Here is a 16525-nt window from a genome sequence, read left to right as displayed (position 1 = left end):
GCTATCCCAACCAGCCTTCCCGATCCAAACTTCGATACTGAATGGCTTCGGAAATGTGGTTGGTATTGATTTCACCCACACCTTCCAAATCTGCAATGGTTCGCGATACCTTTAAAATTCGGTCGTACGCCCTTGCCGATAGACTTAAACGTTGCATGGCATTTTTTAACAGCTTTTTGGAATCTTCATTCAATGCACAGAACTTTCGAATCAATTTGGTGCTCATTTGGGCATTGTAATGGATGTCATCCATTTCGGAAAAACGTGCAGCTTGAATTTTTCGAGCCGCCACAACCCGTTCACGAATGCGGTCACTGTTCTCCCCTTTTCGGTCGTCTGATAATTTTTCAAACGGCACAGGGGTTACTTCAATATGAATGTCAATCCTATCCAACAACGGGCCTGAAATCTTACCTAAATACCGTTGCATCTCCACCGGAGAGGATGATAAAGGTGCATCAGGGTCATTGAAATACCCACTTGGGCTGGGATTCATACTCGCCACCAACATAAAACTACTGGGGTAGGTAACGGTATACTGGGCTCTGGCAATGGTCACTTCACGATCTTCCATGGGCTGCCGCATCACCTCTAGGACACGACGTTCAAATTCTGGGAGTTCATCCAAAAACAGCACACCATTATGGGATAGGGAAATCTCTCCGGGCTGTGGATAACTACCCCCTCCCACCAAGGCCGCAGCACTGATGGTGTGGTGTGGATTCCGAAAAGGCCGTTGGCTCATAAGTCCCCTATTCTTCACCTTGCCCACCACACTATGAATTTTTGTGGTTTCCAGCGCTTCTTGCAAGGTCATGGGCGGCAAAATAGAAGGCAATCGTTTGGCCAGCATGGTCTTTCCTGCTCCCGGAGGGCCTATCAGGATAATGTTATGTCCGCCCGCTGCCGCTATTTCCATGCAGCGTTTTATACTTTCTTGGCCGCGAACATCAGAAAAATCGAGTTCAGGGTGCCCGGAGTGCCCGTAAAATTCCTCATGTGCATCCACTTTGGTCTCTTCCAAGGGTGTTCCTGTATCAAAAAAATCAATGACTTGCTTTATATTATCTACCCCATACACTACAAAGTCTTCTACTACTGCAGCTTCCATGGCATTTGCATTCGGAAGGATAAAACCCTTAAAACCCTCTTCCTTTGCCTTGATCGCAATTGGCAAAGCGCCTTTTATGGGTTGAAGACTTCCATCCAAGGACAATTCACCCATGATTAAGTAGTCCCCTATTGCTTCGGAATTGATTTGATTGGAGGCAGTTAATATCCCCAAGGCCAAGGTAAGGTCATAAGCAGAACCTTCCTTGCGTAAATCGGCCGGAGCCATGTTGATGGTGATTTTTTTACCGGGAATTTTATAACCTATATTTTGAAGAGCGGCCGCAATGCGATAATTGCTTTCCTTGATGGCATTGTCAGGCAAGCCTACCAAATGGTACCCAATTCCTTTGTCCACATTAACTTCGACCACCACAGTGGTGGCATCGATGCCAAAAACGGCACTTCCATAAACTTTTATGAGCATGTAGTGTATTTTCTGGTTAAACGAGAACGAAAAAGTAAACGATCTCACTCAACCACCAGTGCTCTTTTGACGGATACCGGGTTTCCATTTGACGTAAACCCTTCTAGAACCAACTGATAAGTTCCTGGAACATCGGAAGTATAAAAAATAAGCTCTTGTTTTCCGTGGGATAAATTCAGATTTGGTTGCCAAAACAATTGATGCCTGTAGTCCGGAACACGAGGTTGATTGTCACCCCCAACATATAACTGATTGAAATAGTTTTTAATAGGCTCAGGTTTAAACAGTTCAATGTTGATAATCTCTTGGGAATAAAATTCATCAAAAAAATCACCTTCGATCGTTTTAAAGGAAAGCACCCCTTGAAATACCTGTGACCCAATCATGACCTCATCCCGTGTAAAGTTGATGTGTTTAATTTTTTTGGCACTATATCCCATAAAATCCTCATGATTTTTAAGGAATAGTCCGTCCACAAAAACCGCCGGAAACAAATTATCATTTGGCAAACCTACATTCGGGCGAATTTCAAAAACCCGACTCCCATCATTCAAAGTTCTAATGGAAAGGTGGTCCGTGACCTCAATGATAGTTTCCTGCAAAGTGTTGAATCGCGTATAGGCATCCAAATCATAGGTTATGGGCAAATCCCTATAAAAAGGTGGGACTTGTTCAACTTCAAGGATTGAATCCATCCGTATTTCGCTGTATGCATTTTCAATTTGATTATGGACACTTCTTTGGAGAATAACATCCTCCATGAATCTTGGGATGGTTATTTCTGGAAAGGCCAAATCACCAAAATTATTATCCTTTTTGGTGTCCAGTTTAATTTCATATTCGTTCGCCACATCTGCCATGAGCTGCACAGCAGCATCGGTATTGGTATATCTTCTATCCAAAATAAAGCTAAACCTGCCATCGCCGTCAGAAGTCGCTATTTTAAAAAGAAAGGCTTCACCGGGTAAAGACAATGCAATCCTCTGGTTTTCAACCGGATTTTGGGTTCCTTTGTCCAAAATGGTTCCAGAAATTACTTCCCCCCTGATTTCAGGAATGTGCAAATTGGATGTGGTCTCGCTGTTGGCATTTCCCCTATTTCTATTCAAATTTCGAAGAAAAGCTTCTGACGAAACCGAGGTTTCAAAATATAGAGAATCCCTTTTCTGCACCGAAATGGAATAATTGCCACTTATTGAGGCATCCGTTAATCCTTGGACAGAAATCACCACCTTTTCACGCTTTCCGGCTGTTGTTTTATCCAAAGACACATCCACAAAAGAACTGTCGTCCATTTGTGATTTTGCATTCAATCTTTTGTTTATAATTACCGGCTTACCTTCAATTGAATCAACAGATTGGGATAAATATATATCCGGGATAGTCTTATACGGATTAATAATAAACACATCGTTCTTAAAAAAGGTGTCCACACCAAAATTCCGCATCCATTCCGTATACCCCAACAATTTATAGGTTCCTGTGGGAAGAGAAACGGGCACAAAAAAATCACCAAAGGTCGCCCCGGAATCCAATCGTAATTTATGTGAGAAAACAACCTCGCCGTTTCTACCTACCAACGAAACATATCCAACCTTACTGATTTTGGTAGTTTTTTTAGTGCCGTTATCCAAGCCATAAAATTTATAGCGTAAACTTTCTCCAGAAAATACCGTAGACGCATTGGAATGCAGGTACACCATTTCTTGTGGCAAGGTCTGCACTAATTGCATTTTGGATTGACCAAATATCCAACTCTGCACCATGCAAAAGGTTACTACCATAGGGATATAGCTGTTTTTCATAATTCTATGTTATTCTATCCAAAATTCCGGTGCTTCAGATGGCCCCAAAGCCGTGCAGTCTCCGCAGACTCTTGGCACAAAAATGAAAGGTCCGGGCCTAAAAAAGTTCTCGTCGTTATAATCTTTCACATATTTTACCAAATTGGCCTCTACCAAACTAAAATAATCAAGGGGTGCTATCCAACGGCAAGGGTCCACATAGGGAGGAAGGTTCTCTTCTGGATAATACTCGTCGTAATTGAAGAAAATCCGTTTTTCATCCACAGAGGCTACATCAAAATAGCCCAATACCTTTTCATTTCTATCTTGTTGAGAAACTATATTCCCTGCCAAGAAGCCTGGTTGCGTTTCTGAAAAAAGACTTTCAGAGGTAGCAAAATTGCTCAAGGTCTCATAAAACCTATAGGCCGTTTCTGATTGTGAATACTGACGTACCAAAATACTGTATCTATAGCTGATAATAAAGTTTTCACTACTAATAAAACGAGCATTGAATCTTTTGTAACGGTCCACATTTAAATCTTTAGTGTCATTTAAAATCAAACTAGTTGAATAGTCGGTTGGATAGCATATAAATTCGTCCCCAGATCTTGGTGCATATTCAGGAATAGGTTGTAAAGGAGCTGGTTGCTCTACCAAGATGATATCCACATCAACGAAGTCAGGAGCAACAACCTTATAAGTTTCCTCATATTCATATCGATAGTATCCAGGTCCATTGCCGGAACTCGAACCATCCACAAAAATACCCATGCCGTCCTCTCCAAAATCATTTTCTGTGCGTATGGCATACAAACTGTCAAGACTGGATTTCCCCATCATTTGAACGGCTGTTGAAACGTAGTTTCTCCCATCTTTAGTGGTGATTGCCAATGTGTATTCAAGATTTGGATCCGCCGAAAAAATCTGGTTGGACAAATACGTGCCGGGTTGCCCTTCTGTAAAATCATAAGTGTTTCCATTGCCGGCCAATACCTGGACTTCTGCTCCGGACTCCCCGGTAGGGCCATCGGCTTCAAACTCATAGGTGCGTGAAATATGGATTTCTTGGTGCTTGGACTCGTCCGTGATAGTTGCATCAATGACCAAGGCACTTTCAAATTCCACATAAGAGGTGTCAAAAGGCTCAATGCAAAGCTGCAATGACAAAAAAACCATTGGTGTAAGCAGTAACCCTATTTTCCTTAGTCTTTTCATACATTAGCTATTCGGTCCAAAATTCCGGTACTTCCGCTGTACCCAATACACTGCAATCGCCACAAATACGGGGTGCGATAAAATAGGGGCCTTCTCCATCGCCCGGTGGGGCATTGTCACCCACATACGCAGCTGTGCCACTTTCCAAAATTGGTCGCAACACACATCCTCCTGGATTAACTATCAGCGGTGTACTTGGCCTACAGTCCTGAATATAAGGGGGCAACGGTTCATCAGGATAGAAATCTGAATAATTGAAAAATATCCGCCTTTCATCCACCGAAACTACATCAAAATAGCCCAAAACCTGCTCATCCCTGCTATCTATTGAAAACACATTGCCTTGCAAAAATCCTGTCTGAAGTTGGGAAAATAGGTTTTCAGTGGATGAAATTTCCCCCAACGTTCTGTAAAAGGTGAAAGCTTCGTTGGATTGCACATATTGTCGCACCAAAATACTGTAGCGGTATGAAATGATGTAATTGTTCCTATTAACAAACCGAACCCTAAAATGATCGACCCTGTCTTCCGCCAAGTCCCTTGTGGTGGTAAGGAGTATGTTAGTGGAAAGCGTGGTGGGGTAACAGACTTCCTCATAATCCTCGTTAGTTACTTGCAAAACATTGCAACCTCCTTGGGGATCGCCAATCAAGGTCAAAGGATTCCAATCTGGCGCAACAACCCTATATGTTTCCTCGTATTCATATCGGTAGTTTTTTGAGTTTCCAGTCGGGTCAAAACTATCTACAAAAATGGCCATCCCATCAACACCAAAGTCATCGGTTATACGTTCTGCAGTAATTTGGTCTATGGTAGTCGTACCGGTTGTAAGCTGGACTGGGTCGGAACCATATGTTCTGCCATCACTGGTGATAATGGAAAGTTGGTACTCCACCCCAAATTCAGCGGCAAAGGTTTGGTCGGACAAATATACTCCATTCCCACTGTCCGTAAAGGTGTATGTATTTCCATTTGAATCGGACACCGAGACATTGGCATTTGATTCTGCTGAAGGCCCTTCATCTTCAAACTCATAGGTACGGGTCAAAACAATCCTCTGCTGTTTCATTTCATTGGTCAGTACGGCATCAATAACCAAAGCACTTTCAAAATCGACATAGGAAGTGTCAAACGGTTGGATGCAGGACTTCATCAAAAAAGAAAGGAACAGCCATACCGTAAAATCATATGTTCTCTTCTTACCCATAATGCTCAAAATTTAAAATTATAGGTGATGGTTGGTACCGGAATGGAAAATATAGAGCTCTGATACGCCTTTATATCCCCTTCTTCTGTGACAAAAAACACTGAATAGGGGTTGTTTCGTCCCAACACATTGTAAATGGAAAAACTCCAAAAGCTGTGAGCAAACTTTTTGATCTTGTGATTGCCTTCCATTTGAAAGCTTATATCCAACCGATAGTAATCCGGAATCCTGAACTTGTTGCGGTCACTGTAAAAGACATATTCCGAATTGCCCAAGGCAAAACTTCCGATAGGGAACGTGACGGGCCTGCCGGTTTGATACACAAAATTGGCCGAAGCGCTAAATCTTCGGGTAAATTTATAGTTGGCCACTAAACTGATATCATGCGGCTTGTCATAGTTCGATGGAAAAAACTCACCATTATTAATACGCTCCTCATTGAACTCACTGTCCAATTTTACAAACGAACGGGAATAGGTGTATCCCAACCAGCCATTAAGTCTTCCTTCGTTCTTTTTGATAAGAAATTCAACACCATAGGCCTTTCCATCTCCCTGTATCACTTCGGCTTCAATGGTTTCGTTCAATAAAAGCTGGGCACCTACCTTGTAATCCAAAAGATTCTTCTGCTTTTTGTAGTAGCCCTCCAAACTGAGCTCATAGATGCTTCCATCAAAATTCTTGTAAAAACCCAAAGTGGCCTGATAAGCTTCCTGTGGCTTTATGTTGATGTCCGACAGTTTCCACGTATCGGTGGGTGATACCGTGGTATTATTGCTCAAGGTGTGGATATATTGGAAGGCATTGTTCAAGCTTGCCTTGACCGAAAAATCAGGTTGTATAAAGTAACGCGCGGAAAGCCTGAGTTCGGGCCCACCATAGGTTTCTATCACCTCATTTTTGTCAAATTGACGGGTTTCTTCCAAGGTTTCCTCATTCTTGGGAGCATTATCTTGATAAATACGTTGTTCCGCTTCACCCAATGCCGCATAAAACGAATAACGTAGACCTAGGTTTATCAATAGTTTATCATTCACCTCATACTCGTCTGATATGAAAAGAGCCGACTCCAATCCTTGCTCCCGGGGAATACTCAAAGATGCCACATCGGAATCCGGCCCCATGGGGTCCTTTCTACCCGGGTCGACTATATAATATTTACTAGAAAGTCCAAAATCCAAAGTATGCTTGTTATTATATAGATACTTTATTTTGTATTTGAGCTCGGTTTCATTGTTCTTATACCCCAAATCAAAATCGTCATTGGCTTGACCGTCAAATTCAATACCAAATTGGTACTCGCTGTTGGAAAGGATGAGGTTACCTTTGGTCTTTTCACTGAACTTATGGTCCCATCCCAAGGAAAACAGCCTATTGCTGTAGTCGTAAATGGAATCTGAGGTAATACTGAAGTCGTCATAGCTATAATACGCTGTGGCCTTAATCTGATTGTTCGTATTGATAGTATGGTTGTATTTGGCCATGATATCATAAAAAGATGCGGAACTATTGCTTAACCGCTCGTCGTCCAAAGCCCCTAAAATCCAATCAGAATAGGTGGCCCTCCCTCCTACCATAAGTGCTGATTTATCTTTGATTATTGGAGTTTCCAATACTAAATTTCCGGTAACTGGACCAATGGAGGCCTCACCCGAAAATTTTTCGGTGTTGGCATCCTTGCTTTTTATATCAAAAACCGATGAAAGCCGTCCTCCGAATTCTGCAGGGATATTTCCTTTATATATTTCCGCCGAACCTGTTGTGAATGGATTAATAGTTGAGAAAATTCCAAAAAAATGTGCTGGGTTGTAGACCACACCATTATCCAAAAGGATAAGGTTCTGGTCGGTTCTTCCACCCCTGACATTGAACCCGGATGCCCCCTCACCTGCCGTTGTTATTCCCGGCAATGCGACTGCTGCCTTTAAAATATCCCGTTCGCCCAAGACTTGGGGAATGTTCTTTATGCCCTCCACATCGATTACGGTTACCCCGGTGGTCACGGCTTCCACGTTTCGATTGCGATTGCCTTCCACCACCACCTCATCCAAACTCTCCACGCTTTCGTTTAATTGGAAATCATGTGAACCATCACCGTAAAGTATAATTCTGGTGCGTGAATCCTGAATGCCCAGCCCACGCGTTTGGATGATGTGCTCTCCTGCCGAAAGTTTTAGGCTGTAATATCCGTTTGTGTCGGTAGAAGTTCCTGCGTTTCCACCTTCCACCAATATTGCCAAATCGGGTATGGGCTGACCATTTGTTTGGTTGATTGCTCGACCTTGAAGGGTAAAAGAAGACCTGTCACTATTTCCGTCTGCCCTACCGATACGCACAGTTTCCATAGTTCTGACTGTATTTTGGTCGGTTTGCACGAATACTGGTCCTGCGGGCTCCAAGTATTCATCGGTGTTTCTTTGTCCTGCCGGTATTTCTTCATTTTCTTTTCCAAAAAAATCGTCGGGCAAACTGGTATAAATTTGACTGTTCCTCAACAGAAATATCCTACCGTCGTCCATAATATGGTAATTGATCACCGTTTGTTTTAAAAGGTCGTCCAAAACCGTGGTCACGGAAACATCATCAAAAATTCCAGACACCCTTAGGTCCGAAACCCAATCTTCGAGATAAAAAAAGGATAAATCCGTTTGTCCCTCTATATCTTGAAGCACCTCTGTAAAGGGTACATTGGTAAACGAAAGTGAAACTTTTGGGACTTCATTTTGCCCAAAAATGAATTGGCAACCAACGAGAAGTATGATAAAAGTTATTTTATTTCTCATTCTTGCGCAGTGTTATTAGTTTGGGATAAGAGCAGTTCTATGCGCTTGGCCAAACTGATTTTAAACCCATCCGGATCTGTCTTGCTCTGTCTTCTGGCCAAAGCATAAAAAGCCTTAATTTCCTTTTTTAGCCCTGGAAATAGATCAATTGCATCTTTTTTTGAGTTGAACGTATGAAATTGCCCTTTATGTAATAGCACATATTCACTGGGACCATCCAAAAATTCATAATAGAGAAATCGTTTGTCTCTTTTTTCGAAGCTTCTTTTGGTGTATCTGGTGTAGAGGGTAAAATAAGTGCCTTCCATTGACACGGCGTAAAATCCATGTTCTTTTAATAAAGGCGCATCATCTTTTAAAATTTTAACAAATTGCTCTCCATCCAGCATAAAACCTTCTAGGTAATTCTTGAATAATTTAATGGTACCCCCTCCTGCCTCGGTGATCAACATCAGGAGGACCTCATCATCATATGCATCGTATTTTAATTCAAGGTCATGATACCACTGACCATCATAGTGAACGCTGCCCGGAAGGAAATCCACACCTTTATAAAATTGAACTCTCTCGTTGATAGTCCTAAATCTTTCCACATAAACTAAACCTTGATAAAGCCCTGTGTTCTCGATGCCAACAGTCTTGTCAAAAGCATTATACTGCTGTATCTGGGTCTTATCTTGCCCATAAAATGAAAATGTTGCGGAGAAAGTCAGGAAAAAAATACAATAATTGAGGTTGCGACCCATATATTCTGAAATGAATTTTGGGCTCAATATACCCGTTCAAAATCAAATTTTGTGGGGGAAATCTTAAAAACGTTCAGAAATTAATACATTTCAATGAATCAACACTACTGAAAGAAGGTTTTTTCTATCCATCAATCAAAAGTTAATGGTCATGTAATAAAAGAAGCTGTTTATTCCGCTTTAGTAAAAATTAAAACCGATTCAGCCTTTTCTTGGATTTCCTCGGTGTTCATCATCATCTTACGGAATTTGCCCTGAATGTACATTTCCGCTTGGTCTTTGTAGTGTTTACTGAAAGGGTTGCCAGATTGCCCGGTCGGCAATATGCTGATACTGTTCTCTATATCCGAAAAATCAATGATACGCCTGGTGGAAGGACCGGAGTTGACTTTGTAATATCCTGTGCTATCGTATGGAAAGCCCATATTATTGATGACTTCCCGAGTTCCATTCACGGGAAATGGGCCAACATTGAAATATTTCCGCAACGACTCCACTTGACCAATGGGATGTCCATGCTCCAGCGTATGCACCTTGTCCCACGTCCACTGGGTGGGGTCCGGACCAAAATCTTTGACCAAGGAATTCCAAGCATCCGAAAAGGATTTTAGGACAATATCCCGCCGTGTTTCCACTTTGTCCTTGGTATTGATGTTGTCCCACCACTTTCCTTGTTCCATTTTAGCCCCCCACGCAATCTGTCGTTTGAATAGATGTGTCGCCAAAAATTGATTCAATCGTTCTGTTCCCAATTCATCCTCCATGGTGTTTTTGACCATAAAGTATTCACATCGATGGTATAAGGTTGGGATTGTGCTATTTAGAGAGTAATGTCCATTCCAATTTTCCAAGGAGTCCACTTGAACCAATTGCTCATTGGTCAACTTGGTAACGTCAAAAAGTTTGATAAGTTCCGTAATCAATCCGGGGTTTACGGAAGAGGTTACATCCAATATCATTTCTGATGTGGATTCCTTGTCCCAATCGTCCTTGGCGTCCAAAAGTTGAACAATTCGTTTGGCACGGTTCTCAGGTAAATAATAGCCGGGATACAGCATTCCTGCAATGGAATCAGGTTGATTGTTGGCAGAATACACGTAGTGCCATGGCGGATTTATAGCTTGCGGGTTTTCTGAAAAATCCAGAAAACGCAGTGGTTCTTCTTTTCCTGATGAACCATCTAAAATGAACTTAGTGGACAAACTGTCCGGCATTTGGTACAGTTTCGCGGTGGCCCACCACGCTACATTACCCTCGGCGTCGCCATACATTACATTAAGTCCAGGCGCGTGAATCTTGGGCAATGCACTTTTAAATTCATCAATATTCGCTGCATGACTTAGCCCGTAAAGCCCATCCATAACCTCATTTTTTTCTTTGGTGTATATCCATGACATGGTCACAGGCGTTTCCACAGAAATTTGGTCGGCAATATGGTTTAACACTGGGCCGTGATGGGTTTTGGAATAGGTGAATTCAACATCTTCCCCATCCTTAACCTTAATGGTTTTAGTGACATATTCAAAGTTCTTCCAACCATCAGCGGTTTTGTATTGGGTGCTGTCGGAAGGGTTGGTTTCTTCATAATAGAAATCAATATCATCATTTTCGAACATCGTGAGTCCATAGGCCAAATTTCTATCATGTCCTAATAGAGGGAATGGTACGCCCGCCAAATGATACCCATATTTTTCATAGGTTGGGGTGTTTACATGGGCCTCATACCAAACGGATGGCTGAGCGAAGCCAATGTGGGGATCATTGGCCAATATGACCTTTCCACTTTTTGTTTTTTCCGGGGCAATAACCCAACTGTTGCTGCCAATGAATTGAGGAATGGGTAATCTGTCCAAAACTGCTGATACGCCGATAGTTATTTCTCCAGCCAGGGAATCAACGTCTCTCTTTTGATAGTTCTTAATCCAAACCGTAGAGGTATCAGAATCTATGGCTAAATCCCTCATATATTCCTCTCCGAGTTTATCCCGCATCGTAGTCAGCAAGGGGTCGGTCTTATGGGCCATGGCAAAACTAAAGGCCATATACCCCACTGCATTGTAGATATCCTCAATAGCAAATGGTTCCTTGTCCAACCCGGTGAGATAAAATTCAATTGGGGTGGGTCCATCTTCAATAAATGAATTGACCCCATCCAAATAGGCTTGTGAAAGCACAGCCATTTCACTTTGTTTATCCAAAGTGGCAACCGTTTGCGTGGTATGGTCATCAATTCCCAGAGAAAGAAAGAACTTATCGGTCTTCACCAAATCTTTGCCAAATACTTCGGAGAGTCTTCCTTTGGCGACTCTGCGCAGCAATTCCATCTGCCATAATCGGTCTTGGGCATGCACATAGCCCAACGCCCTTAGGGCATCAGTTTCTGTTTCAGCATAAATGTGGGGAATTCCAAAAGTGTCATAGTACACCTGGACCTCACTTTGCAGTCCTTGCAGCGTCTTTTTGCCTGAATAATCCGGTTTAAGTGCATAGGCTAAAAGGGCCAAACCAATGATTACCAACACAATAAGACCGGCCACAACCAGAAGTACTTTTTTAAGCTTTTTCACAGGATTATAGGTAAGTCAATTGGTCTCTAAGGTAATCTATTTTCACAAATGGAAAAGAAAAAACCCGTTGAAAAGCCAACTCACTTATTCATGGAAAGTTGATGCTTTTTCAAGCCGGATTTAAGCCACGCCTCATATGTTTCCACATCCACATACTGAACAGCATCATTCAATATTTCCAGATTTGGCGAAAGAAGCACATAATAGGGCTGCGAAGCTGCATTGAAATTCACGGTTTGAAAAGTGCCCCATTTTTGACCGATGGTCTCTATGGATTTTATGCGACCTGATTCATATTTGAAATCGAATTTTTCGCCGTCAGGCAATTCTTTGCGGTCATCCACATAGAGTGAAATCAGTACATATTCCTCCTTAATGATGGGATAAACATCAGAATCGCTCCAAACATTCTCTTCCATTTTTCTGCAATTGACGCAGGCCCAACCCGTAAAATCAAGTAGAATGGGTTTGTTGTTCTCTTTGGCATAGGCCACACCTTCTTCAAAATCCTTGAAGCAGTCCAATCCAAGTGGGCAATCGCTCTCTGTTTGTACAACGCTGTAGAAATCCGGGGGTGGAAATCCGCTCAACAACTTCAGAGGAACAATATTGAACAAGCCGACAATCAAATAGATAGAAAATGCCAGGCTCAATACGCCAAATAATTTTCGGGTCGATGAAAGTCTCTTTTTGGGCCCATCGTGTGGAAATCTGAAAATACCAAACAGGTACAGCGTCATCAATACGAAAAGAACAATCCAAATGCCCAAGAATATTTCCCGTTTAAAAATGCCCCAATTTCCTACCAAGTCGGCATTGGAGAGGAATTTAAAGGCCAGTGCGAGTTCCAAAAACCCCAATACCACTTTTACCGTTGTCATCCATCCTCCCGATTTTGGCAATGAGTTCAACCAAGTGGGAAACAACGCGAACAAAGCAAATGGTAAAGCCAGCGCTAAACCAAAGCCTACCATTCCTATGGTGAGATTGGTGGCCACATTGCCTTCGGCAAGGGTTGTACTCCCCAAAAGCCCTCCTAAAATGGGCCCGGTACATGAAAATGAAACAATAGCCAAGGTCAAGGCCATAAAAAAGATGCCCAAACCTCCACCTACTTTTGAGGAAGCGGAATCCATTTTGTTGGCCCACGAACTAGGCAAGGTCAATTCAAAATACCCGAAAAAGGAAAAGGCAAATACCACAAAAATGACAAAGAAGAACACATTGAGCCAAATGTTGGTGGCGATGGTGTTCAGTATCTGAGAATCTACCGAGTTGAATAGATGAAAGGGCAAGCTCAGCAGGAAATAAATCAATACAATGAAAAATCCGTAGAGCACCGCATTGGCAATTCCTTTTGATTTTTGATTTGATTGTTTGGTAAAAAAGGACACAGTCAACGGAATCATCGGAAAAACGCAGGGCGTCAATAGGGCAATGAGTCCACCCAAGAAACCTAGACCAAATATCACCCAAAGGTTCGATTTGCCCTCAGAGTCTGTTAAACCACCCTGATTGAGCAAATTCTTGTTCTTTAAATCCAATTTTAAGGATTCACCCAGGGCCACGCTTTTTTCATCCAGCGATTTTTGGGTGTCCACAAAGGCATTTCCATCCAAGGAAATCTGGAAAAGATAATCTTTGGGAATGCAAACTTCTTTACAAATCTGGTAAAACAGGTTGACGGAGATTTGTCGCACATCAGGATTTAACAGCTTGATTTTTTGCGTAAAAACAGCCTCTTTTTTGAAAAAGGTCTCTTCTACCTCAAAAATGTCGCTGTATTCCTTTATGGTCTCACTTTCCTCAGTTTTTCCCACAAGTTCATAGTCCTCTCCGGCCTTTTCAAAAGTGAATTCACTGGGAAGTGACCCGCCCTCTGCCGTATATTGGGAATATACGTGCCAGCCGTCAGCAATCTTGCCTTTAAAGACCAATTCATACTCCGTATCAGAAATTTTATTGACCGAATGGCTCCAAAGTGCTGGATTGGCATCGGTCTGTGCAAATAAGTAAAAAGGAATCAGTAAGAATCCTAAAAGGGGAACTAAAAATCTCATGCAACAAATGTAATCTTTAAAATATTTTGGGTTGAACCATCAACCTTAAAACGTTCGTCCGCTCTTCGGCCCACTACCCAAACAATTTCATCATTTGAGCAAAGTAGCCATTGTTTCTCTTTGGAAAACACATCCACTTTTTCATCCTTGAAAAACTTGGACAGCTTTTTTCCACCTTTCATCCCGTAGGGATAAAAGTAGTCGCCTTTTTGCCAATTTCTTAACACCAACGGAAAGTTTAACTTTTTCTTATCCAAAAAGATGGTGTCACGACCCGACCTTTCGGCCGTCTTTACATTCTCCAGTTTTAGTTTTATCGGAGATTGTAATAGGCCTTCTTTGTCAAATACTGCATAGGACTCATTCGCACTTTCCTTATGTTCTGATAGTATAAGATACTCACGGTCTTTCAACAATCTATGGGTTTTGGAAATAACCTCCTTACCGCTCATGGCGCTCAACAGTCCCTTTACATCATCCCATTCGGTAAAACCATACTCTTTGAAGAGTCCGTAGAGATACGCCTCAATGGGGTGCAATTCCTTTAAAGGTTCCAAGGCTATTTTAATGACATCGCCATCCTCGGCAAACAAAATGGATTTTATTTCTTTGATGTGATTTTGAACCAAACTATTGGTTTCCTTCAAGTGAAGCTGTGTCCGTTTAAAATTTTCAAGGAAGGCGGGGTGAAGCTCCATTAATTTGGGAACTATTTCCAGTCTCACCTTATTACGAAGGTATTTGGTGTCCGCGTTACTGGCATCTTCACGCCATGGTATTTTATTTCGTTTTGCGTAGTTCCAAATGTCTTTTTGAGAAAATTCAAGCAAGGGACGAATCACTTTTCCATTTTGGACCGGAATCCCCGAAAGTCCATCAATCCCCGTTCCCCTGGATAGGTTAATGAGGAATGTCTCCAAACCATCATCGGCATGATGGGCCGTCAACAAAAAATCAAAACCTTTGGTTTCCAGAAGTTTGTTAAACCAATCATAACGCAGTTCCCGTGCCGCCATTTGCACTGAGCCCCTATTTTGCCTTGCATATTTCTTTGTCTTGAATGATTTCACCTTGACCTTCACTCCCAACTCCTTGGCCAAATTCCGTACAAAACGTTCATCCTCATTACTCTCTGAACCTCGTAAATGAAAGTTGCAATGCGCTAGGGTAACATTCAATCCTGTGCGAACACAAAGATGGGCCAAAACTACACTGTCCACTCCCCCACTACAGGCTACCAGCAGTCTTGTTCTTTGCAAGAAGGATAGGTTGTTTTTTATATGTTTTTTAAATGGTGAGAGCATACAGCTAAATTACAAATAATCATTCGCCTGTTTCCAAAACACTGCGCATGGCCTTGGCTTTCAACAAACATTCTTGATACTCACGTTCTGGGTCGGATTTGGCTGTGATGGCGCTCCCCACGGAAAAGGAAACATACTTCCGCGTTGCATTGTACAAAATACTTCGGATGACCACGTTGAAATCAAAATTGCCCTTTGGGTCAAAGTAACCAACAGCTCCGCTATACAGACTGCGCTTGCTTTCTTCCAATTTTTCAATGATTTTCATTGCGGAAATTTTCGGAGCGCCCGTCATGCTGCCCATGGGAAAAGTTTCTTCAATCAGCTCCACGGGGTTTTTACCTTCTGGAAGCTGGGCCACCACAGTGGAAATTAGCTGATGTACCTGCTTGTAGGTATAGGCCTTGCACAATTCTTCCACTACAACGCTGCCCTTAAGCGCACTTTTGGACAAATCATTTCGGACCAAATCGGTGATCATGATGTTCTCGGCACGCTCTTTTTCATCCAAAGCAAGTTTATGCCTTAGCGTTTCATCTTCACTTTCATTCTTATCCCTCCTGGCGGTGCCTTTAATGGGCTGCGAAATTAGGGTGTTGCCTTGTTTTCTTAGGTAGCGCTCTGGAGAGGCACACATTAGGTACTTATCCTCTAACCGCATAAAAGAAGCAAAGGGCGGCTCAGAAATGGCATTCAGGCGTTGATAGGTTTGCCATGGGTCGATGGAGACCTCTTCAGCATAAAACTCTTGGCAAAAATTAGCTTCGTACACATCGCCTCGGTGGATATGTCCTAAAAGTTGGTTGGTTTTTTCAAAATAGGCATCCTTATGTATCCGCATTTTAATTTTGATGGGATGATGCGCTTTTTGCTTTTGCTCCAAGACTATGAGGGCCATAATCTGGACAAAATCCCCTTCAATGTCATCCGCACAGTCTTCCAAATACATAAAATGAAGGGTATCCCCAATGCCTTTGATGATTTTTGACGGCCGAAAGAATTGAAGCTGCGAAAATCCCAATCCATCAAAATTTAGGGAACTTAGGTCTTCCAATTCATTTTTTAAATCATAGGATAAGTAACCAAACAACCAATCTTGATTTTTGGCAAATTGATTTCCCAATTGGTTTAGCGAATCGATAGAACTGAACTTATCGGTCTGTTCGCCAACCGCCATTAAAAAATCGAACGAGCTATATTTTTGAACATGCGCATTACTGTCCAACCAAACCACTTTGGAAAACGGACGGGACCATTCCAAGAGTGCTCCTTTGTACTGGAATGGATTTGAAATGGTGAATGTGCGATGTTGTCGCAAG

General features: G+C 42.2%; 10 protein-coding genes. All 10 read right to left on the bottom strand.

Going from position 1 to position 16525, the window contains the following annotated elements; all coding sequences use genetic code 11:
- Position 1: 1 nt before the first annotated feature.
- Positions 2 to 1537 carry a YifB family Mg chelatase-like AAA ATPase gene (locus ACFOWS_RS08240; protein ID WP_379763448.1) on the bottom strand — a complete coding sequence of 512 codons (1536 nt, stop codon included), beginning with the start codon at positions 1535 to 1537 and terminating at the stop codon, positions 2 to 4.
- 44 nt (positions 1538 to 1581) lie between these two features.
- Positions 1582 to 3342, bottom strand: coding sequence for a hypothetical protein (locus ACFOWS_RS08235; RefSeq protein WP_379763447.1), 1761 nt, complete (start codon positions 3340 to 3342; stop codon positions 1582 to 1584).
- A gap of 9 nt (positions 3343 to 3351) precedes the next feature.
- Positions 3352 to 4539, bottom strand: a complete 1188-nt coding sequence (locus tag ACFOWS_RS08230) for a DUF4249 domain-containing protein (RefSeq protein WP_379763446.1) — start codon at positions 4537 to 4539, stop codon at positions 3352 to 3354.
- Between the two features lie 7 nt (positions 4540 to 4546).
- On the bottom strand, positions 4547 to 5746 hold the full coding sequence (locus ACFOWS_RS08225) for a DUF4249 domain-containing protein (protein WP_379763445.1): 1200 nt from the start codon (positions 5744 to 5746) through the stop codon (positions 4547 to 4549).
- Between the two features lie 5 nt (positions 5747 to 5751).
- On the bottom strand, positions 5752 to 8529 hold the full coding sequence (locus ACFOWS_RS08220) for a carboxypeptidase-like regulatory domain-containing protein (protein WP_379763443.1): 2778 nt from the start codon (positions 8527 to 8529) through the stop codon (positions 5752 to 5754).
- Entirely contained in the window at positions 8526 to 9275 is a 750-nt protein-coding gene (locus ACFOWS_RS08215; RefSeq protein WP_379763442.1) for a hypothetical protein, read from the bottom strand. Before ACFOWS_RS08215 ends, ACFOWS_RS08220 begins: the two co-directional genes overlap by 4 nt.
- 170 nt (positions 9276 to 9445) lie before the next feature.
- Positions 9446 to 11842 (bottom strand): penicillin acylase family protein, encoded by a 2397-nt coding sequence (locus tag ACFOWS_RS08210; protein WP_379763441.1) that lies wholly within the window; start codon positions 11840 to 11842, stop codon positions 9446 to 9448.
- A gap of 80 nt (positions 11843 to 11922) precedes the next feature.
- Complete coding sequence (locus ACFOWS_RS08205; RefSeq protein ID WP_379763440.1) at positions 11923 to 13902, bottom strand: protein-disulfide reductase DsbD family protein; 1980 nt, start codon at positions 13900 to 13902, stop codon at positions 11923 to 11925.
- Positions 13899 to 15161, bottom strand: a complete 1263-nt coding sequence (gene tilS / locus ACFOWS_RS08200) for a tRNA lysidine(34) synthetase TilS (RefSeq protein WP_379763439.1) — start codon at positions 15159 to 15161, stop codon at positions 13899 to 13901. Before tilS ends, ACFOWS_RS08205 begins: the two co-directional genes overlap by 4 nt.
- Before the next feature lie 64 nt (positions 15162 to 15225).
- Complete coding sequence (locus tag ACFOWS_RS08195; RefSeq protein ID WP_379763438.1) at positions 15226 to 16524, bottom strand: anthranilate synthase component I family protein; 1299 nt, start codon at positions 16522 to 16524, stop codon at positions 15226 to 15228.
- Position 16525 lies beyond the last annotated feature (1 nt).

This window comes from Flagellimonas marina (assembly GCF_042651185.1).
Classification (GTDB): Bacteria; Bacteroidota; Bacteroidia; order Flavobacteriales; family Flavobacteriaceae; genus Flagellimonas; species Flagellimonas marina.
The sequence above is the reverse complement of the archived record's forward strand: the minus strand, read 5'-3'. Positions and strand labels throughout refer to the sequence as shown.

What these genes read in the sequence shown, in the direction of transcription:
- ACFOWS_RS08205 (WP_379763440.1), bottom strand. Translation starts at nt 13,902, where the DNA reads ATGAGATTTTTAGTTCCCCTTTTAGGATTCTTACTGATTCCTTTTTAC.
- ACFOWS_RS08225 (WP_379763445.1), bottom strand. Translation starts at nt 5,746, where the DNA reads ATGGGTAAGAAGAGAACATATGATTTTACGGTATGGCTGTTCCTTTCT.
- ACFOWS_RS08215 (WP_379763442.1), bottom strand. Translation starts at nt 9,275, where the DNA reads ATGGGTCGCAACCTCAATTATTGTATTTTTTTCCTGACTTTCTCCGCA.
- ACFOWS_RS08240 (WP_379763448.1), bottom strand. Translation starts at nt 1,537, where the DNA reads ATGCTCATAAAAGTTTATGGAAGTGCCGTTTTTGGCATCGATGCCACC.
- ACFOWS_RS08230 (WP_379763446.1), bottom strand. Translation starts at nt 4,539, where the DNA reads ATGAAAAGACTAAGGAAAATAGGGTTACTGCTTACACCAATGGTTTTT.
- ACFOWS_RS08235 (WP_379763447.1), bottom strand. Translation starts at nt 3,342, where the DNA reads ATGAAAAACAGCTATATCCCTATGGTAGTAACCTTTTGCATGGTGCAG.
- ACFOWS_RS08220 (WP_379763443.1), bottom strand. Translation starts at nt 8,529, where the DNA reads ATGAGAAATAAAATAACTTTTATCATACTTCTCGTTGGTTGCCAATTC.